General features: G+C 65.0%; 17 protein-coding genes. 14 read left to right on the top strand and 3 right to left on the bottom strand.

From position 1 onward, the window contains the following. Positions 1–25: 25 nt before the first annotated feature. The gene (locus LXM55_RS02965; protein WP_233318446.1) at positions 26–496 is read right to left on the bottom strand and encodes a hypothetical protein; all 471 of its coding nucleotides are present in this window, start codon (positions 494–496) and stop codon (positions 26–28) included. Next, positions 490–945, bottom strand: coding sequence for a glucosaminidase domain-containing protein (locus tag LXM55_RS02960; RefSeq protein WP_233318445.1), 456 nt, complete (start codon positions 943–945; stop codon positions 490–492). The genes LXM55_RS02965 and LXM55_RS02960 overlap by 7 nt, the downstream gene beginning before the upstream one ends. 300 nt (positions 946–1,245) lie before the next feature. Here LXM55_RS02960 and LXM55_RS02955 point away from each other — a divergent pair, with 300 nt between their 5' ends. From LXM55_RS02955 to LXM55_RS02940, 4 genes are all read left to right on the top strand, one after another. Further along, a complete protein-coding gene (locus LXM55_RS02955; protein ID WP_233318443.1) occupies positions 1,246–2,259 on the top strand; it encodes an iron ABC transporter substrate-binding protein in 1,014 nt (337 codons plus the stop codon). A 4-nt stretch (positions 2,260–2,263) separates the two neighbouring features. Beyond that, the gene (locus LXM55_RS02950; protein WP_233318441.1) at positions 2,264–3,874 is read left to right on the top strand and encodes an ABC transporter permease; all 1,611 of its coding nucleotides are present in this window, start codon (positions 2,264–2,266) and stop codon (positions 3,872–3,874) included. Next, positions 3,871–4,935 carry an ABC transporter ATP-binding protein gene (locus tag LXM55_RS02945; RefSeq protein WP_233318438.1) on the top strand — a complete coding sequence of 355 codons (1,065 nt, stop codon included), beginning with the start codon at positions 3,871–3,873 and terminating at the stop codon, positions 4,933–4,935. Before LXM55_RS02950 ends, LXM55_RS02945 begins: the two co-directional genes overlap by 4 nt. 107 nt (positions 4,936–5,042) lie before the next feature. Continuing rightward, complete coding sequence (locus LXM55_RS02940; RefSeq protein ID WP_233318436.1) at positions 5,043–5,255, top strand: FecR/PupR family sigma factor regulator; 213 nt, start codon at positions 5,043–5,045, stop codon at positions 5,253–5,255. Between the two features lie 12 nt (positions 5,256–5,267). Here the strand turns inward: LXM55_RS02940 and LXM55_RS02935 are convergent, their stop codons facing one another. Beyond that, positions 5,268–6,209, bottom strand: a complete 942-nt coding sequence (locus LXM55_RS02935) for a site-specific integrase (RefSeq protein WP_233318434.1) — start codon at positions 6,207–6,209, stop codon at positions 5,268–5,270. 462 nt (positions 6,210–6,671) lie between these two features. Between LXM55_RS02935 and arnB the strand changes: the two genes are divergently transcribed. From arnB to LXM55_RS02885, 10 genes are read left to right on the top strand one after another with little or no spacing between them, the layout of a single operon-like run. Beyond that, positions 6,672–7,811, top strand: coding sequence for a UDP-4-amino-4-deoxy-L-arabinose aminotransferase (arnB, locus tag LXM55_RS02930; protein ID WP_233318432.1), 1,140 nt, complete (start codon positions 6,672–6,674; stop codon positions 7,809–7,811). A 5-nt stretch (positions 7,812–7,816) separates the two neighbouring features. Next, positions 7,817–8,836, top strand: coding sequence for an undecaprenyl-phosphate 4-deoxy-4-formamido-L-arabinose transferase (gene arnC / locus LXM55_RS02925; RefSeq protein WP_233318430.1), 1,020 nt, complete (start codon positions 7,817–7,819; stop codon positions 8,834–8,836). Next, positions 8,833–10,839 carry a bifunctional UDP-4-amino-4-deoxy-L-arabinose formyltransferase/UDP-glucuronic acid oxidase ArnA gene (arnA, locus tag LXM55_RS02920; RefSeq protein ID WP_233318428.1) on the top strand — a complete coding sequence of 669 codons (2,007 nt, stop codon included), beginning with the start codon at positions 8,833–8,835 and terminating at the stop codon, positions 10,837–10,839. Before arnC ends, arnA begins: the two co-directional genes overlap by 4 nt. Beyond that, a complete protein-coding gene (arnD, locus tag LXM55_RS02915; protein ID WP_233318426.1) occupies positions 10,839–11,723 on the top strand; it encodes a 4-deoxy-4-formamido-L-arabinose-phosphoundecaprenol deformylase in 885 nt (294 codons plus the stop codon). Before arnA ends, arnD begins: the two co-directional genes overlap by 1 nt. Further along, positions 11,720–13,369: a lipid IV(A) 4-amino-4-deoxy-L-arabinosyltransferase gene (arnT, locus tag LXM55_RS02910; RefSeq protein WP_233318424.1), complete on the top strand. Its 1,650-nt coding sequence runs from the start codon at positions 11,720–11,722 to the stop codon at positions 13,367–13,369. The genes arnD and arnT overlap by 4 nt, the downstream gene beginning before the upstream one ends. Then, positions 13,366–13,710 (top strand): 4-amino-4-deoxy-L-arabinose-phosphoundecaprenol flippase subunit ArnE, encoded by a 345-nt coding sequence (gene arnE / locus LXM55_RS02905; RefSeq protein WP_233318422.1) that lies wholly within the window; start codon positions 13,366–13,368, stop codon positions 13,708–13,710. The genes arnT and arnE overlap by 4 nt, the downstream gene beginning before the upstream one ends. Continuing rightward, positions 13,707–14,120: a 4-amino-4-deoxy-L-arabinose-phosphoundecaprenol flippase subunit ArnF gene (arnF, locus tag LXM55_RS02900; protein WP_233318421.1), complete on the top strand. Its 414-nt coding sequence runs from the start codon at positions 13,707–13,709 to the stop codon at positions 14,118–14,120. Before arnE ends, arnF begins: the two co-directional genes overlap by 4 nt. Further along, complete coding sequence (locus LXM55_RS02895) at positions 14,117–15,481, top strand: UDP-glucose dehydrogenase family protein (protein WP_233318419.1); 1,365 nt, start codon at positions 14,117–14,119, stop codon at positions 15,479–15,481. Before arnF ends, LXM55_RS02895 begins: the two co-directional genes overlap by 4 nt. Beyond that, positions 15,482–17,107 carry an ArnT family glycosyltransferase gene (locus LXM55_RS02890; RefSeq protein ID WP_233318417.1) on the top strand — a complete coding sequence of 542 codons (1,626 nt, stop codon included), beginning with the start codon at positions 15,482–15,484 and terminating at the stop codon, positions 17,105–17,107. Between the two features lie 41 nt (positions 17,108–17,148). Next, positions 17,149–17,664, top strand: a complete 516-nt coding sequence (locus tag LXM55_RS02885; RefSeq protein WP_233318415.1) for a GNAT family N-acetyltransferase — start codon at positions 17,149–17,151, stop codon at positions 17,662–17,664. Positions 17,665–17,817: the final 153 nt, after the last annotated feature.

The raw sequence follows: 17,817 nt of genomic DNA, 5'->3' as shown, positions 1-17,817 counted from the left end.
CGCGCCGCCAGCCCGGGTTTCAGGCCTAAGGCTCCTCCTCGCAACCCAGGCCCTGGCGCTGGACTTTTTCATCCGCCAGGGTCTTGCCGGTGCGCGCCATCACCCGCCGCTGCAAGGCCCGCAGTTCGGCGCCATCGAGGCGTTTGCAACTGTTGATTTCCCAGGTGTCGCCGGTGTTCAGGCTGACCGAGAACAAGCCCCAGTATTCGGTGGCGCCGGCCTTGGGGTCGTTGTAGCCCAGGCTGAAATCGTAGTACCCGGGGTGCGGCGGCTGGCCGTTCTCGTCCTGCAGGTCACCGTCGATGAACACGCCAGGCCGCTGCAGCTGATAGTCCTGGTGCTTGAGGGCCACTCGCAGCACCCGTTCTGCTTGTTCGCGGGTCAGGCCGCTGGCTTTGATCTGTGCCGGCTGCAAGGCATCGCTGGCGCAGGCCACCAGGGTGCTGCCGGCCAGGGCCAGGCCGAGCAGCCAGGAAGGGCTTTTTAGTTTCAGCACGCCATGCGCCCTCTGACTGCGATGATGATGTCCGCCAGGTACTGGGCGAAGCCGTCCCGGCCGCCGGTCTTGGCGTTGCCGGTGTTGTAGCCGCTGCGCACCAGTGCCTGGGCGAACGCCATCGGCTCGCGCTGGCCGCGCACCGCCGCGCCAAAGCTGGTGGCAAAGGATTGCGCGGATTTCTGGAAAGAGTCGAACTTGGCCACCTTGATGCTGGCATTGCCCAGGGGCGCCTCGGCGCCGATTTGCAGCGGTGCCGGTGCGTGCATGGAGAAATAGTTGTTCAGTTCCCGGGCTATCCGCCCGGTGCCGTACTGGCTCTCCTGAGCGGCCAGGCCCAGCAGGTTCTCCACCGGCAGGTTCAGTTGGTCGGCAATGGGCTGGCACACCACCTTGTACTTGCTGACAAAGGTCACGGCACTGATGTTGTTGCAGAGTTTGGCGCTCACGTTGATTCCCTCGGTTGACCGGTCAATTCCATTTACTGCGGTTTTCGCGCGGCGATTATAAAGCAAGCCGAGGCGCACGCTGTCGAGTGCATCACAGACTCGGGGCCGGCGCTGAGCCCGGCGTCAGTCAAAGCGTATGGCCATGACGGGAATTCACCATAAATTTGACGATTTTTTCTCGTTTGCCGCTCTACATTGCGCGCACTTTCATTTGCAAATGATTCCTATTGTTCAGCTTGCCGCCGATTGTTTGCGGTGGGCCGGATACCTCCAGAAACCACCGCAGGAGCGGCCTTGACCATGACCCTACGTATTCCCTCGTACTTTTCCGTCAGCCTGCTGGTTGGCGCCTTGCTGACCGCCGGCCATGCCTACGCGGCCGACGCCGACGGCATCCTGGTGTACAACGCCCAGCACGAAGGCCTGACCAAGGCCTGGGTCGAAGGCTTCACCCGGGACACCGGGATCAAGGTCACCCTGCGCAACGGTGATGACAGCGAAATGGGCAACCAACTGGTGCAGGAAGGCCAAGCCTCGCCAGCGGATGTGTTCCTGACCGAAAACTCCCCCGCCATGGCCCTGGTGGACCACGCAGGGCTGTTCGCCAAGGTGGCGCCAGCGACCCTGGAGCAGGTGGCAGCCGCCTATCGTCCGACTAACGGCAACTGGGTGGGCATCGCCGCGCGCTCCACGGTGTTCGTCTACAACCCGGCCAAGCTGCAGCCGGCCGACCTGCCCAAGTCCCTGCTCGATCTTGCGAACCCGGCCTGGAAAGGCCGCTGGGCCGCGTCGCCCGCTGGCGCCGACTTCCAGGCCATTGTCAGTGCCGTACTGGAACTCAAAGGTGAAGCCGCGACCCTGGAGTGGCTCAAGGGCATGAAGGCCAACGCCAGCGTCTACCGCGGCAACAGCGCGGTGCTCAAGGCGGTCAATGCCGGCCAGGTGGACAGTGGCGTGATCTACCACTACTACAGCTTCGTCGACCAGTCCAAGACCGGGGAAAACAGCAAGAACACCGCCCTGCACTACTTCAAGCATCAGGATCCGGGGGCGTTCGTCAGCCTTTCCGGCGGTGCGGTGCTGGCCTCCAGCAAGCACCAGGAGCAGGCCCAGGCCTTCATCAAGTGGATCACCAGCGCCAAGGGCCAGGAAGTGCTGAAGAACGGCAACTCGTTCGAATACGCGGTGGGCCTGGGCGCGCAGTCCAATCCCAAACTGGTGCCCCTGGCCGAGCTCGATGCGCCCAAAGTCGACGCCGCCAAGCTCAACAGCAAGCACGCCGTGGACCTGATGACCCAGGCCGGTCTTCTGTAAGCCCATGGCCGACGATCTGTCACGCGCGCCCGTCGCCGAAATGACCAGGGTCGCCGCTGCGACCTGCAGTGGCTATCGTCGCCACCGCCGGGGCCGGCGCACGCCGCCCTGGCTGCTCGGCGCGGCGCTGCTGGTGTCGCTTCTGGCCCTGTTGCCGCTGGGGTTTGTGGTCGGCATCTCGATCCAGACCGGCTGGGCAACCATTGGCCAACTGCTGCTGCGACCACGGGTCGCGGAGCTGCTCGGCAATACCCTGTTGCTGCTGGTGTTGACGCTGCCGTTGTGCCTGCTGCTGGGGGTGGCGCTGGCCTGGTTGACCGAGCGCAGCGACCTGCCGGGGCGGCGTGTCTGGTCGCTGCTGGCCGTGGCGCCGCTGGCGGTGCCGGCGTTCGTCCACAGCTATGCCTGGGTCAGCCTGGCGCCCGCGCTGCACGGCTTGCCGGCGGCGGTGCTGGTGTCGGTGATCGCCTATTTCCCGTTTGTCTACCTGCCGGTGTCAGCCACGCTGCGCCGGCTCGACCCGGCCCTCGAAGACGTCGCCGAATCCATGGGGCTCAGGCCTCGCGCGCTGTTCCTGCGGGTGGTGCTGCCGCAATTGCGCCTGGCGCTGGGCGGCGGTGCCTTGCTGGTGGGCCTGCATCTGCTGGCCGAATACGGCCTGTACGCGATGATCCGTTTCGATACCTTCACCACGGCCATCTACGACCAGTTCCAGTCCACCTACAACGGCCCGGCGGCCAACATGCTGGCGAGCGTACTGGTGCTCTGCTGCCTGGCGCTGCTGCTGGCGGAGTCGGCCAGCCGGGGCCAGGCGCGCTACGCCCGGGTCGGCTCCGGCAGCCCACGCGCGCAACGCATCCAGGCCTTGCGCGGTGCGGCGCGGGCAGGCGCCCTGTGCCTGCCGGTGCTGACCAGCGTGCTGGCCCTCGGCGTGCCGCTGCTGACCCTGGGCAACTGGTTGCGGGCCGGCGGTCTTGAGGTCTGGCAAGTACCGGAGCTGCTGCCCAGCCTGCAGCAGACCCTGATGCTGGCAAGCCTGGGCGCGCTGCTGACCACCTGCGCGGCGATTCCCGTGGCCTGGCTGTCGATCCGCGCTCCCGGGCGCCTGTTACGGGTCCTGGAAAGCTGCAACTACATCACCAGTTCCCTGCCCGGCATCGTTGTCGCCCTGGCCCTGGTGACGGTCACCGTGAAATTCGCCCGGCCGATCTACCAGACCAGCATGACCGTGCTGCTGGCCTACCTGCTGATGTTCCTGCCTCGGGCCCTGGTCAGCCTGCGCGCCGGCATCGCCCAGGCCCCGGTGGAACTGGAGAACATCGCCCGCAGCCTGGGGCGCACGCCGCTCCAGGCCCTGTGGCGGGTCACCTTGCGCCTGGCCGCGCCGGGTGCCGCGGCCGGCGCGGCGCTGGTGTTCCTGGCCATCAGCAATGAACTGACCGCCACCCTGCTGCTGGCGCCCAATGGCACCCGGACCCTGGCCACCGGCTTCTGGGCCAGGACCAGCGAAATCGACTACGCGGCGGCGGCGCCCTACGCCTTGATCATGATCCTGCTGTCCCTGCCGTTGACCGGCCTCCTCTATCACCAATCCAGACGTACGGCGGGCCGATGAACGCTCTCGAACTTCACGCAGTGCACAAATCCTTCGGCGGCGCCCCGGCGGTGCAGGACATCAGCCTCAGCGTGCCGGCTGGCAGCCGCACGGCGATTGTCGGCCCCTCGGGTTCCGGCAAGACCACCTTGCTGCGGATGATCGCCGGCTTTGAATACCCCGACCGCGGGCGCATCACCCTCAATGGCCAGGTGCTGGTGGACGACCAGGGGGCGGTGCCGGCCCATCGGCGCCTGATCGGCTATGTGCCGCAGGACGGCGCACTGTTTCCGCACCTCAGCGTGGCCGCCAACATCGGCTTCGGCCTGGCCGGTACGGGGCCAGACAAGCAGCAGCGGATTGCCGAGCTGCTCGACATGGTGGCCCTGGAACAACACATGGCGGCGCGCTGGCCGCATGAGCTTTCCGGCGGCCAGCAGCAACGGGTCGCCCTGGCCCGGGCCTTGGCCCAGCGCCCGCGGCTGATGCTGCTGGACGAGCCGTTCTCCGCCCTCGACACCGGCTTGCGGGCGTCGATGCGCAAGGCCGTGGCGCGACTCCTGGCCGAGGCCGGAGTGACCACCATCCTGGTCACCCATGACCAGGCCGAGGCGCTGTCTTTCGCCGACCAGCTGGCGGTGATGCGCCAGGGCCGGCTGATCCAGGCCGGCGCGCCGCTGGAGCTGTACCAGCATCCACGGGACGCCCAGACCGCGCTGTTTCTTGGCGACGCCGTGCTGCTGCCGGCGCAGTTGGACCAGGGCGTGGCCGAATGCGACCTGGGGCCAGTGCCGATCCGCGACCGATCACTCAAGGGCCCGGCGCAGATCATGCTGCGCCCCGAGCAATTGCAAGTGCTGGTCGAAGACGGCGATCTTACCGGTAGTTGCCCGGGGGTGGTCAGGGATTGCGACTTCGCCGGCAACACCTGCACCCTGAGCATCGGCGTGACCAGTGCCGCGGGGCACGAACAGCTGTTGCCGGTGCGCAGTTCCGGGCTGCACGCGCCAGCCCCCGGCAGCCGGGTGCGCATCCGTACCCTGGGGCATGCGCATGTACTGGGCGCCAGCCCAGGCGTTTGAGCGGCGCAGGCTGTCCTCGATCATGACCGCGCGCCGCCGTTGCGCCGATACTGGGGACACGCCGCTGCGCTACGGTCGCCAGCGCCACCCTGGACAAGGAGTGAACGATGACTGATACCGCCCGCCACGCCGAGGATCGGCTGATGATGCAGGCCGCGCACTGGTGCATGCGCCTGCGCGAGGCCGATTGCAGCCTGGCCGAGCGCCGGGCCTTCGAGGACTGGCTGCAGAGCGATCCGCGCCACGCCTTCGAGTACGCGAAGATGCTCGAAGTCTGGGAGCTCAGCGGGCAACTCGCACCGAGCCTGCCCCCAGCCTGAGCCTGTGGCGCTCTACAGGTCGAAGCGATCGATGGCCCGGCGCCGCTCATTGTCGTCGCGTAGGTCATAGGCGGCGGTGGTCTGGATGTTGCTGTGGTGCGCGAGTTTCTGCGCCAGTGACAGGTCATGCTCCTCGATCACCCGGGTGATGAACGAGCGCCGGAAGTCGTGGGGCATGATCTGCACGCCGACCTCGGCCCCGCGCTGGCGGGCGATGTAGTAGATGGCGTGCTTGGTGATGCGCTCGCGGGTGATGTGGCCGCCACGCCGGATGCGGTTGAACAGGAACCGGTCATCTTCCTGGCCCTCGACCAACCGTGAACGGCGCAGCTCCAGCCAGGCCTGGAGCTTGTCGAAGGCCCAGGTCGGCGCGTACTTGATCAACTGCCGGTTGCCCTTGGCCAGTACCTGCAGGCTGCGCTCGCTGAAGTCCACCTGGGCGAGGTCGAGGTTCACCGACTCGGACTTGCGCATGCCCGAGCCATAGAGCACGGCGATGATCGCCGCGTCACGCACGCCCTGGGGCCGCGGGTCGGCGGCGCAGGCCGCCATCAGGTCATGGATCAGGCCGCGCTTGAGGTTGCGCCCGCGAGACAGCCGCGTGCCGCCGATGGCCTTGACCGAACGCATCTTCAGCAGGTGGTCCTGGCTGATCAGGCTGGCGCGCCAGGCTTCGTTCATCACCCCGCGCAGGGCGTTGACGTACAGCGAGGAGGTGTTGGGCGCATAACCGTCCGCGCGCAAGGTGGCCACCAGGGCCGTGACGTGTTCGGGCTGCAACAGGTGCCAGGCAATCTCGTCGAGGTTCTGTTCGGCGTACCCCAGGCGGTCGGCGGCGTCCTGCAGCACATAACGCAGGGTCGCCTGGCTGGAGGGCGCCAGCCGTTGCAGGTACAGGCTCAGCGGGTTGCTCGCGCCAACACTGCCGGCCGGCTCAGGGCGTGCAAGGGTCATGGACGCTCCAGTGGGCGCGGTTGCACCGGGTAGCACCGCAACGGGGTGAAAAAAATACTTTCGGTGCCCCCTTCAATCTGTATTGAAAACTGGTTACAAAAGTCGCGACGACCGGGTGTGTGGATATTTTTTGAAACAAACTGAACACCAGCTGTCTGGCTCGCAGAAAAACGGACTTTTACCTTATTTTTCATATTCGTTTCACATTTTTCCGCTTAATCTCAGCCCCCGACAATCAACCGTTCGAGTGCAGTTTTTTCTCAGGTTGCAAAGATAACACCTTGATCCACCTTTACTTTTCATAACTCTAGGCTTTACTGATTTGCTGCATGGAATGCCCCGCTGGCTCAATAACTGGATGCGCCTTGATGACTGCAAGACCTCCCCGCTTTCCATGAACGGTCCGTTCACCCGCAGCACCCCGTTTTCCGGCAACTAGCACTGTGTAAACCCGAGGTAACCATGAACCAGGCTTTCCTTCCTTTCTCGCGCCCGAGTATCGGCGAAGAAGAGATTGCTGCAGTGGAGCAGGTTCTGCGCTCCGGCTGGATCACCACCGGCCCGAAAAACCAGGAACTGGAACAACAGTTCGCCGAACGCGTCGGCGCCCGCCACGCCGTGGCCCTGTCCTCCGCCACCGGCGCGATGCACATCACCCTGCTGGCCCTGGGCATCGGCCCGGGGGATGAAGTGATCACCCCCTCGCAGACCTGGGTCTCCACCGCCAACATGATCTGCCTGCTGGGCGCCACCCCGGTGTTCGTCGACGTCGACCCCGACACCCTGATGAGCGACGCGGCCACCATCGAAGCAGCCATCACCCCGCGGACCAAGGCGATCATTCCGGTGCACTACGCCGGTGCCGCCTTCGACCTCGACCCGCTCTACGCCCTGGCCGACCAGCACGGCATCAGCGTCATCGAAGACGCTGCCCACGCGGCTGGCACCACCTACCGCGGCCGCGCCATCGGCGCCCGGGGCACGGCGATCTTCTCTTTCCACGCGATCAAGAACATGACCTGCGCCGAGGGCGCGATGTTCGTCAGCGATGACGAAGCCCTGGCCAACCGCGTGCGCATGCTCAAGTTCCACGGCCTGGGCGTGGACGCCTACGACCGCCTGACCCACGGCCGCAAGCCCCAGGCCCAGGTGATCGAGCCCGGCTTCAAGTACAACCTGGCGGACATGAACGCGGCCATTGCCCTGGTGCAACTGCAACGCCTGGACGACATCAACGCCAAGCGCGAAGTCCTGGCCAAGGCTTACCTGGAACGCCTCGAAGGCCTGCCGGTGCAACCTCTGCACCTGCCCCAGTACCCGCAGCAGCATGCCTGGCACCTGTTCATCCTGCGGATCGACGCCGAACGTTGCGGCCTGGACCGCGATGCGTTCATGAAAGGCCTGCAGGAGCAGAACATCGGCACCGGCATCCACTTCATTGCGACCCACCTGCATACCTATTACCGACAGCGCTTCCCTGAAGTGCAGCTGCCCCATACCGAATGGAATTCGGCGCGGCTATGCTCGATCCCACTGTTTCCGGACATGACCCTCGACGATGTCGAGCGGGTTTCCGGCGCCATTGCAAACCTCCTGGACTGAAGCCTTTGAAACCTTATCCGATTCAGTTCGTGTCGATCGTGATCCCGGTCTACAACGAAGAACAGAGCCTCCCCGAGCTGCTGCGGCGTACCGAAGCGGCCTGCCGCCAACTCAAGCACGAGTTTGAAATCGTCCTGGTGGACGACGGCAGCCGCGACGCCTCGGCGAACATCCTGCAAGAAGCCGCCGAACGCGAAGGCAGCCCGGTGGTGGCGGTGATTCTCAACCGCAACTACGGCCAGCACGCGGCGATCATGGCCGGTTTCGAGCAGTGCCGCGGCGACGTGGTGATCACCCTCGACGCCGACCTGCAGAACCCGCCGGAAGAAATTCCGCGCCTGGTGGCCCAGGCCGAGCTCGGCTACGACGTGGTCGGCACCGTGCGCAACAACCGCCAGGATTCGGCCTTCCGCCGCTGGCCGTCGAAGTTGATCAACCTGGCGGTGCAGCGCTCCACCGGCGTCGCCATGAGCGACTACGGCTGCATGCTGCGGGCCTACCGCCGGACCATCATCGACGCGATGCTGGCCTGCACCGAGCGCAGCACCTTTATTCCGATCCTGGCCAACAGCTTTGCCCGGCACACCACCGAGGTGCTGGTGGAGCACGCCGAGCGCGAGCACGGTGACTCCAAGTACAGCCCGATGCGCCTGATCAACCTGATGTTCGACTTGATCACCTGCATGACCACCACGCCGCTGCGGCTGCTGAGCATCATCGGTTTCGGCATGGCCGGGGTCGGCGCGCTGTTCGCCCTGATGCTGATTGTCCTGCGCCTGATCTTCGGTGCCACCTGGGCCGGCGATGGCACCTTCGTGCTGTTCGCGGTGCTGTTCGTGTTCACCGGTGGCCAATTCATTGGCATGGGTCTTCTGGGTGAATACCTGGGACGCATGTACAGCGATGTGCGGGCCCGCCCGCGCTTCTTCATCGAAAAAGTCTTGCGCAGCCAGCCCGCGGCCCCGGCCCCTGCTGTGACTGTCGACGGTTTAACTTCCACTCATACTGATCAGGTTTCGCCATGAGCAATAAAGCTGTTGTCTTCGCCTACCACGATATTGGCTGTGCTGGCATCGAAGCCCTGCTCAACGCAGGTTACGAGATCGCCGCCGTGTTCACCCACGCCGATGATCCCAAGGAAAACACCTTCTACGGCTCCGTGGCCCAGCTCTGCGCCCGCAAAGGCATTGCCGTGCACGCCCCGGAAGATGCCAACCACCCGCTGTGGATCGAGCGCATCGCCAAGCTCAACCCCGACTACCTGTTCTCCTTCTATTACCGCAACCTGCTGAGCGAGCCGCTGCTGGCCACCGCCAGCAAGGGCGCGTTCAACCTGCACGGTTCCCTGCTGCCGCACTACCGTGGCCGCGCACCGGCCAACTGGGTACTGGTCAAGGGCGAAACCGAAACCGGCGTGACCCTGCACCGCATGGTCAAGCGCGCCGATGCCGGCGCCATCATTGCCCAGGAACGCGTGGCCATCGAGCGCAGCGACACCGCGCTGACCCTGCACCACAAACTGCGTGACGCCGCCGCCAGCCTGCTGCGCGACACCCTGCCGGCACTGGCCCAGGGCAAGATCACCGAGACCGCCCAGGACGAGTCCAAGGCCAGCTACTACGGTCGTCGTACCGCCGCAGACGGCAAGATCGAGTGGAAGCGCCCTGCCGAAGAGCTGTTCAACCTGGTGCGCGCGGTGACCCAACCGTACCCGGGCGCCTTCTGCGCCGTTGGCGAGCACAAGCTGATCGTCTGGAGCGCCGAAGTGGTCAAGGGCAATGAAGGCCAGGCCCCGGGCCGGGTCATCAGCGTCGACCCACTGCGCATCGCCTGTGGCGAAGACTCCCTGGTGATCACCTCCGGCCAGCGCAACGCCAACGGCCTGTACCTGGGTGGCCCGCAACTGGCCGCCGAACTGGGCCTGGTGGACGGCTCCCTGCTGCGCGGTGCCGAATCCGGCCGCAAGCCACGCCGCACCCGCGTGCTGATCCTGGGCGTCAACGGCTTTATCGGTAACCACCTGTCCGAGCGCCTGCTGCGTGACGACAAGTACGACGTCTACGGCCTGGACATCGGCTCCGACGCCATCGAACGCCTGCGCAGCCATCCGAACTTCCACTTCGTCGAAGGCGATATCAGCATCCACTCCGAGTGGATCGAATATCACATCAAGAAGTGCGACGTGGTCCTGCCGCTGGTGGCCATCGCCACGCCGATCGAATACACCCGCAACCCGCTGCGCGTGTTCGAACTGGACTTCGAAGAGAACCTGAAACTGGTTCGCTACTGCGTCAAGTACAACAAGCGCGTGATCTTCCCGTCGACCTCGGAAGTCTATGGCATGTGCCAGGACAAGAACTTCGACGAAGACAGCTCCAACCTGATCGTCGGCCCGATCAACAAGCAGCGCTGGATCTACTCGGTGTCCAAGCAGCTGCTGGACCGGGTGATCTGGGCCTACGGCGCCAAGGGCCTGAACTTCACCCTGTTCCGTCCGTTCAACTGGATGGGCCCGCGCCTGGACCGCCTGGACTCGGCGCGTATCGGCAGCTCCCGCGCCATCACCCAGCTGATCCTCAACCTGGTGGAAGGCACGCCGATCCGCCTGTTCGACGGTGGCGAGCAGAAGCGCTGCTTCACTGACATTGCCGATGGCATCGAAGCCCTGGCACGCATCGTCGACAACGACAACGACTGCTGCAACGGCCAGATCATCAACATCGGCAACCCGGACAACGAAGCCAGCATCCGTCAGCTGGGCGAAGAGCTGCTGCGTCAGTTCGAAGCCCACCCGCTGCGCGGCAACTTCCCGCCGTTCGCCGGTTTCCGCGACGTCGAAAGCAAGGCCTTCTACGGCGCTGGCTACCAGGACGTGGAACACCGCAAGCCAAGCATCGAAAACGCCAAGCGCCTGCTGAACTGGGAGCCGACCGTGGAGATGAGCGAAACCATCGGCAACACCCTGGACTTCTTCCTGCGTGAAGCCATGCTGGAAATCGCCGACCGTTCGAAAGAAGAAGCTCGCTGATGCAGGCAGGTCTGCGCATTGATGTCGATACCTACCGCGGCACCCGGGAGGGGGTGCCACGGCTGCTCGAATCGCTGGACGAAGCCGGGGTCAAGGCCACCTTCTTCTTCAGCGTCGGGCCGGACAACATGGGGCGCCACCTGTGGCGCCTGATCCGTCCGCAGTTCCTCTGGAAAATGCTGCGGTCCAATGCCGCGGGCCTGTACGGCTGGGACATTCTCCTGGCCGGCACTGCCTGGCCGGGTAAACCCATAGGTCGGGACCTGGGGCACTTGATGCGCCAGACCCTGGCCGCCGGCCACGAAGTCGGCCTGCACGCCTGGGATCACCACGGCTGGCAGGCCAACACCGGGCGCTGGAGCGACGCGCAGCTGATCGAACAGATCCGCCGTGGCGTCGACAGCCTCAACGATATTCTCGGGCAAGCGGTGAGCTGCTCGGCGTCCGCCGGTTGGCGCGCCGATGAACGCGTCATCGAAGCCAAGCAACAATTCGGCTTTCGCTACAACAGCGATTGCCGCGGCCAGAGCCTGTTCCAGCCACGCCTGGCGGACGGCAGCCTGGGCGCCCCACAGATTCCGGTGGACCTGCCGACCTTCGACGAAGTGGTCGGGCCGGTGGTGGCCGCCAAGGATTTCAACCGCTACATCCTCGACCGGTTCAGCCCGGACAAGCTCAACGTCTACACCGTGCATGCCGAAGTAGAAGGGATTCTCATGGCCAACGATTTCCGCCAGTTGCTGGCCAGTGCCAAGCAGCGCGACATCCACTTCCAGCCCTTGGGCGACATGCTCCCGGCGGACCTTTCCAGCCTGCCCGCAGGCAAGGTCGTGCGCGGCGCGCTGGAAGGCCGCGAAGGCTGGCTGGGAGTGCAAGGCGCATGACCAGACGTTGGGCCCTGCCGCTGCTGCTGATCGCTTTCGGTCTGTTCTACCTGTTGCCCATGGCCACCCACGGCCTGTGGATTCCCGATGAAACCCGCTACGCGCAGATCAGCCAGGAAATGCTCCTGACTGGCAAATGGGCGTCGCCGCATTTCATGGGCATCCGCTATTTCGAAAAACCGGTGGCCGGATACTGGATGATCGCCATCGGCCAAGCGCTGTTTGGCGACAACCTGTTCGGCGTGCGCGTCGCCTCGGCCCTGAGCACCGGCCTCAGCGTGGTCCTGGCCTATCTGCTGGCCCGGCGCCTGTGGAACGATCCGCGCAAGAGCCTGGCCAGCGCGCTGCTCTACATGAGCTTTACCGTGGTCGCGCTGCAGGCCGGCTATGCCAACCTCGACCCGCAGTTCACCTTCTGGGTCAACCTGAGCCTGGTGGCACTGTGGTTCACCTTCGACTGCCGCAGTGTGCGCGGCCAGATCATCGCCTGGGTGGTACTGGGCCTGGCCTGCGGCATGGGCTTCATGACCAAGGGCTTTCTTGCCTGGCTGCTGCCGGTGCTGGTGGCCCTGCCCTACGCGCTGTGGCAGAAACGCCTGCGCTCGCTGCTGATCTATGGCGGCCTCGGCGTGCTGGTGGCGGTTCTCATCAGCCTGCCCTGGGCCCTGATGGTGCATGCCCAGGAACCGGATTACTGGCGCTTCTTCTTCTGGCACGAGCACATCCGGCGCTTTGCCGGTGAAGACGCCCAGCACGCCTCGCCCTGGTGGTATTACCTGCCGTTGCTGGTGGGCTTCAGCGTGCCGTGGGTCTTGCTGCTGCCGGCCAGCCTGAAACAGGCGTGGGAGCAACGGCGCCTGAACAGCAGCGGCTTCCTGCTGCTGTGGCTGGTGCTGCCCCTGGCTTTCTTCAGCCTGAGCAAGGGCAAGCTGCCGGCCTACATCCTGCCGTGCCTGCTGCCCCTGGCCTTGCTGATGGGCCACACCCTGATGGACCGCCTGGCCGCCGGCAAGACCCGGCTGCTGGCGTTCAACGGCGTGCTCAACCTGGTGGCCGGCCTGCTCGGGCTGCTGGCCCTGGTGTATTTCCAGATGAAGAAGCCGGTGTATGTGGACGAGCCGCAGCACCTGGTGCTGGTCTATGTACTGCTGCTGGGCTGGATCCTCAGCAACCTGCTGCAGGCCATGCGTCCGCTGAGCCTGTGGGCCGCGCCGGCCCTGGGCAGCTTCCTGCTGGTGGCGCTGGCCCCGGCGGCGCTGCCCAATTCGGTGGTCTACAACAAGATTCCCGACCAGTTCATCATCGATCACGTGGCCGAACTGGGTCAGGCCAAGGCCCTGCTGAGCAACGACCTGGGCGCGGCCTCGGCGTTGGCCTGGCGCCTGGGTCGCCCTGACGTGACCCTGTACAACACCGAGGGCGAAGTGAAATACGGCCTGGGCTACGAAGACAGCGCCGCGCGCAAGGTCGACCTGAACCAGGTCCAGCCGTGGATCGAGCAAGCCCGCAAGCAAGGCTCGATCGGCGTGGTGATGCGGGTCAAGAGCAGCGACGAGGCGCATGAAGTCGAGCTGCTGCCCAAGGACGCCAAGCGCTATGAGCAAGGCAATATCGTGATCTTCATCATTCCCCAGAGCCAGCCATGAGCCTGTTGCTGCTACTCCTGGCCTGCGGGCTGACCTGCCTGGGCCAGGTGGCACAGAAATTCGCCGTGGAAAGCTGGCGCGACCAGCCCTGCGGGGCCCTGCAGAAACTGCGCTCGGGCTGGCTGTGGCTGGCCCTGTTCAGCCTCGGCCTGGGCCTGCTGGTTTGGCTGCTGGTGCTGCAGCGCATGGAAGTCGGCGTGGCCTACCCGATGCTCAGCCTGAATTTCGTGTTCATTACCCTGATCGCCCGTTTCGTCTTTCATGAGCCCATCGACCGTCGCCACTGGCTCGGCGTGGCCCTGGTGATTGGCGGCGTGCTGCTGTTGAGTCGCCACGCATGAGCCGGGCCAAGGGATTTGCCTTCGCCCTGGGCAGCGTGGCCCTGGTCAGCGGCGCCCAGCTGGGCATGCGCTGGAGCATGACCCGCCTGCCCGCCCCGGATCAGTGGCTGACGGCGCTGAGCGCCGGCAACGTCGACCTGGCCGCCCTGGCGCTGGTGATCGCGGCCATCGGCGCCTACGCGCTGTCGATGCTCTGCTGGCTCCTGGCGCTGCGCGACCTGCCGCTGGGCCGGGCCTATTCGCTGCTCAGCATCAGCTACGCGCTGGTCTACCTGCTGGCCGCCAGCCTGCCGCTGTTCAACGAACCGTTCACGCTTTCCAAAAGCCTCGGGGTGGCCTTGGTCATCCTCGGGGTCATCACCATCAACTCTCGATCTGCACCCGCGACAAGTCCCAGGAATACCCCATGAAAATCAGTGTATTTGGAAGTGGTTACGTCGGTCTTGTACAAGCCGCCGTGTTGGCTGAAGTCGGCCACGATGTCATCTGCATGGACATCGACGAGCAAAAGGTCAAGCAGCTGCAACAGGGACACGTGAGCATCTTCGAGCCCGGGCTGGCCAGCCTGGTCAAGGAAAACCTCGAAGCCAAGCGCCTGCACTTCACCAGCGACGAGAAACTCGCGGTGCAGCACGGCCAGGTGCTGTTCATTGCCGTGGGCACGCCTTCCAGCGAAGACGGCTCGGCGGACCTGCGCTACGTGCTGTCGGTGGGCGACGCGGTCGCTCGCCACCGTGAGCAACCGGTGATCCTGGTGGAAAAATCCACCGTGCCGGTGGGCACGGGCGACACCTTGAAGGCGCACATCGAAAAGGTCCTCAATGGCCGCCCGCTGCAATTCGATATCGTCTCCAACCCGGAATTCCTCAAGGAAGGCTCGGCAGTGACCGACTGCCGCCGTCCGGACCGGATCATCATCGGCTGCGAGCGCGAAGAAGTGCGCGACGTGATGCGCGACCTGTACGCGCCGTTCAACCGCAACCATGATCGCATCATGTTCATGGACCTGCGCAGCGCCGAGCTGACCAAGTACGCCGCCAACTGCATGCTGGCGACCAAGATCAGCTTCATCAACCAGATCGCCGAGCTGGCCGAGCACCTGGGCGCCGACATCGAATCGGTCCGCCTGGGAATCGGTGCCGATACCCGCATCGGTTACCACTTCATTTACCCAGGCTGCGGCTACGGCGGCTCGTGCTTCCCCAAGGACATGCGCGCGCTGATCCACAGTGCCCAGGAAGCCCATTGCTCCAGCGACCTGCTGCAAGCGGTGGAAGCCATCAACGAACGCCAGAAGCACAAGCTGTTCGAGCGCATCAAGGCGTTCTACAAGGGCGACCTGAAAGGCAAGACCTTCGCGGTCTGGGGCCTGGCGTTCAAACCCAACACCGACGACATGCGCGACGCCCCGAGCCGAGTGCTGCTCGATGCGCTGTTCGCCGCCGGTGCGCAAGTGCGCGCCTACGACCCGGAAGCCATGCAGGAAACCCAGCGCCTGTACCCGGATGAATCGCGCCTGATGCTCATGGGCACGCCGGAGTCGGTACTCACCGGCGCCGACGCGCTGATCATCTGCACCGAGTGGCAGCAGTTCAAGGCGCCGGATTTCGATCTGATCCAGCAACGCCTGCTGGCCCCGGTGATCTTCGACGGACGTAACCTGTACGACGCCGAGCGTCTGGCCCGCAACGGTTTCACCTACTTCCCGATTGGCCGCGGTGAATCGCGCAACCTGCCGATCCCCCACCAGCAATGGTCTGCTGAGGCCTGAATGAACAACCGCCACTCCTCCCCTTCGAACACACTTCTTTGGCAATCGTTGGGGCTGGGGTTGCTGGCCCTGCTGCTGTTCTGCACCGGCGCCGACTACCCGTCGGCGATCGGCTTCGATTCGCGCTTCGTGCTGTTTGCCAAGGAAATGCTGCGCCACGGGCCGGGGTTCTTCCCCACCACCTATGGCCAGCCCTACGCCGACTACTCCAGCGCCTCGACCCTGCTGGTGTGGCTGTTCTCACTGCCTTCGGGGCAGGTCAGCAGCTTTACCGCCTGGCTGCCGACGGCCATCGCCTCGGCCGTGATTGTCAGCTTGATCTATCGCCTGTTGGCGCCCTATTCCCGGACCTGGGCCTTGCTCAGCGTCGCCTTGCTGTTGCTCAGCAACACCTTCATCAGCGAAACCCGCGCGGTGTCCCTCGACCAGATGCTCGCCGCGGTGTCCCTGGCGGTGTTTTACCTGGGTTATGCCCATGACCATTTCGGCGCCCGCCGGCACCTGGGCTGCATCTTCCTGCTGCTGGTGCTGGGCTTTGCCATTCGCGGGCCCATCGGCCTGGTGATCCCCACCGGCATGCTGTGCAGCTACTACCTGCTCAATGGCCAGTGGCGGCGGCTGTTCAGCGTCGGTTTCGGCGCGCTGTTGCTGTTGCTGGCCTGCGTCGGCCTGCTGCTGTGGCTGGCCAAGCTCAGCGGTGGCCAGGCCTTCGTCGACGATGTGATCCGCATGCAGTTCATGGGCCGCATGGACGGCAGCGAAGGCTCCAGCGACGTCTTCTATTACTTCACCAGTTCCCTGGGCAACTACGCCCTGGCCTATCCCCTGGCGATCCTGGCCTGGATCGCGGTGCTGTTGAACCGCGCCACGGAACCGGGCCCGGGCCTGAAGCTGTTGCGCCTGTGCACCGCGGCCGGGCTGATCGTGATGATCGGCCTGTCGATTCCCCAGGCGAAAAAGGCCCGCTACCTGCTGCCGATGCTGCCCATGGCGGCGATCATTGCCGCCTATCCATTCCAGGCCGGCCACGGCCGGTTGATGGTCTGGCTGCGCGGAGCGATCCAGGGCATCTGGTTGCTGCTGCCCGGGCTGCTGATCGTCGGCTTGCTGGTGCTGCGGCGCAAATTCCCCGAGCAGCTCGACTCGCTGACGCCGATGCTGCTGATCCTTGGCTTGCTGCAGTTGCTGTCCCTGGGGCTGCTGTGCAAGCGCCAATGGCGCGCCGTGGGCCTGGCCTACAGTGCCGTGCTGGCGGTCTGGGCCTGCTACATCGGGGTCTTCGAGCCGGTGGAACACCGCCTCTATGACACTCGCGCCTTCAGCCACGGCGCCATGCAATTGATCGAGGCCGACCCGGCACCGGTGGTCCTGCACCGCATGGGCAAGGACGCCAAGGCGATCAAGTTCATGGTCAACCTGGACCGGGACCTGCAGCCGCAGTTCACCGAGACTCCCGACGCCCTGGTCCAGGTCCCCGGCCCGGCCTGGGTGATCCTTGATCAGAGCGACCTGACGAGCTTGCAGGGCACGCCCCTGGCCGGACTCCAGCCGGTGCTGAGCGGGCGCTTCGACAAGAACGACTTCGTGCTCCTGCACCTGCCCGGAACACCCGCCGCGCAACCCTGAAAGCGTTGCGCGGCACCGGCCCGCTGCCTACACTCGCGCCCATGACCATTCAGATCCGTCGGGCGCGCGTGAGCGATGCCGACTTTCTTCCCGCCATTGAAACCTGTGCAGCCGAGCTGTTTCGCAGCGATGCGCAACTGGCCTGGCTGGCGGACGCTGAAGTGGCCGATGCCCCGAGCCATCGCGACAACATCCGCCACCACCCGGTGTGGGTCGCGGTGACGTCGGACGACCACCCCTGCGGCTTTCTCAATGCCCAAGTCTGCGATCGGGAACTGCACGTCTGGGAGATTTCCGTGGCCCGTCACCACCAGGGCCAGGGCATTGGCAAGCGCCTGTTGCAGGCAGCGCGGCAATACGCCGAACAGCAGCAGCTAGAAGCCCTGACCCTGAGCACCTTCCGCGAACTGGCGTGGAACGAGCCCTTCTACCAGCGCCAGGGCTTTGTCACCCTCCAGCAGGCACAACTGAGCCCGCGCCTGCGTCAGGTCCTGGCCGATGAAGCGCAACACGGCCTGCCCGCGGCCCGCCGCTGCGCCATGCGCCTGACCTTTTAGTGCCCTGACGCTGCATCTGGCCGCGACACCTGATCGTGGGAGCCGGCTACGGGCGTCATACAGCAAAATAAATGCACTGAAGCAGCATTATTATGAATTTGTCAGCCGACTGATTCCTCGGCACACTGCGCACGTTCCTCCCCCAAATGTTGG

Source organism: Pseudomonas sp. Au-Pse12 (genome assembly GCF_021341665.1).
GTDB lineage: Bacteria > Pseudomonadota > Gammaproteobacteria > Pseudomonadales > Pseudomonadaceae > Aquipseudomonas.
This window is presented reverse-complemented; position numbering and strand designations above follow the sequence as displayed.

Bases quoted from the DNA above. Each gene is read 5' to 3' on its own strand.
- LXM55_RS02955 (WP_233318443.1), top strand. From the start codon at position 1,246: ATGACCCTACGTATTCCCTCGTACTTTTCCGTCAGCCTGCTGGTTGGC.
- LXM55_RS02950 (WP_233318441.1), top strand. From the start codon at position 2,264: ATGGCCGACGATCTGTCACGCGCGCCCGTCGCCGAAATGACCAGGGTC.
- LXM55_RS02945 (WP_233318438.1), top strand. From the start codon at position 3,871: ATGAACGCTCTCGAACTTCACGCAGTGCACAAATCCTTCGGCGGCGCC.
- LXM55_RS02940 (WP_233318436.1), top strand. From the start codon at position 5,043: ATGACTGATACCGCCCGCCACGCCGAGGATCGGCTGATGATGCAGGCC.
- LXM55_RS02935 (WP_233318434.1), bottom strand. From the start codon at position 6,209: ATGACCCTTGCACGCCCTGAGCCGGCCGGCAGTGTTGGCGCGAGCAAC.
- arnB (WP_233318432.1), top strand. From the start codon at position 6,672: ATGAACCAGGCTTTCCTTCCTTTCTCGCGCCCGAGTATCGGCGAAGAA.
- arnA (WP_233318428.1), top strand. From the start codon at position 8,833: ATGAGCAATAAAGCTGTTGTCTTCGCCTACCACGATATTGGCTGTGCT.
- arnD (WP_233318426.1), top strand. From the start codon at position 10,839: ATGCAGGCAGGTCTGCGCATTGATGTCGATACCTACCGCGGCACCCGG.
- arnT (WP_233318424.1), top strand. From the start codon at position 11,720: ATGACCAGACGTTGGGCCCTGCCGCTGCTGCTGATCGCTTTCGGTCTG.
- arnE (WP_233318422.1), top strand. From the start codon at position 13,366: ATGAGCCTGTTGCTGCTACTCCTGGCCTGCGGGCTGACCTGCCTGGGC.
- arnF (WP_233318421.1), top strand. From the start codon at position 13,707: ATGAGCCGGGCCAAGGGATTTGCCTTCGCCCTGGGCAGCGTGGCCCTG.
- LXM55_RS02895 (WP_233318419.1), top strand. From the start codon at position 14,117: ATGAAAATCAGTGTATTTGGAAGTGGTTACGTCGGTCTTGTACAAGCC.
- LXM55_RS02890 (WP_233318417.1), top strand. From the start codon at position 15,482: ATGAACAACCGCCACTCCTCCCCTTCGAACACACTTCTTTGGCAATCG.
- LXM55_RS02885 (WP_233318415.1), top strand. From the start codon at position 17,149: ATGACCATTCAGATCCGTCGGGCGCGCGTGAGCGATGCCGACTTTCTT.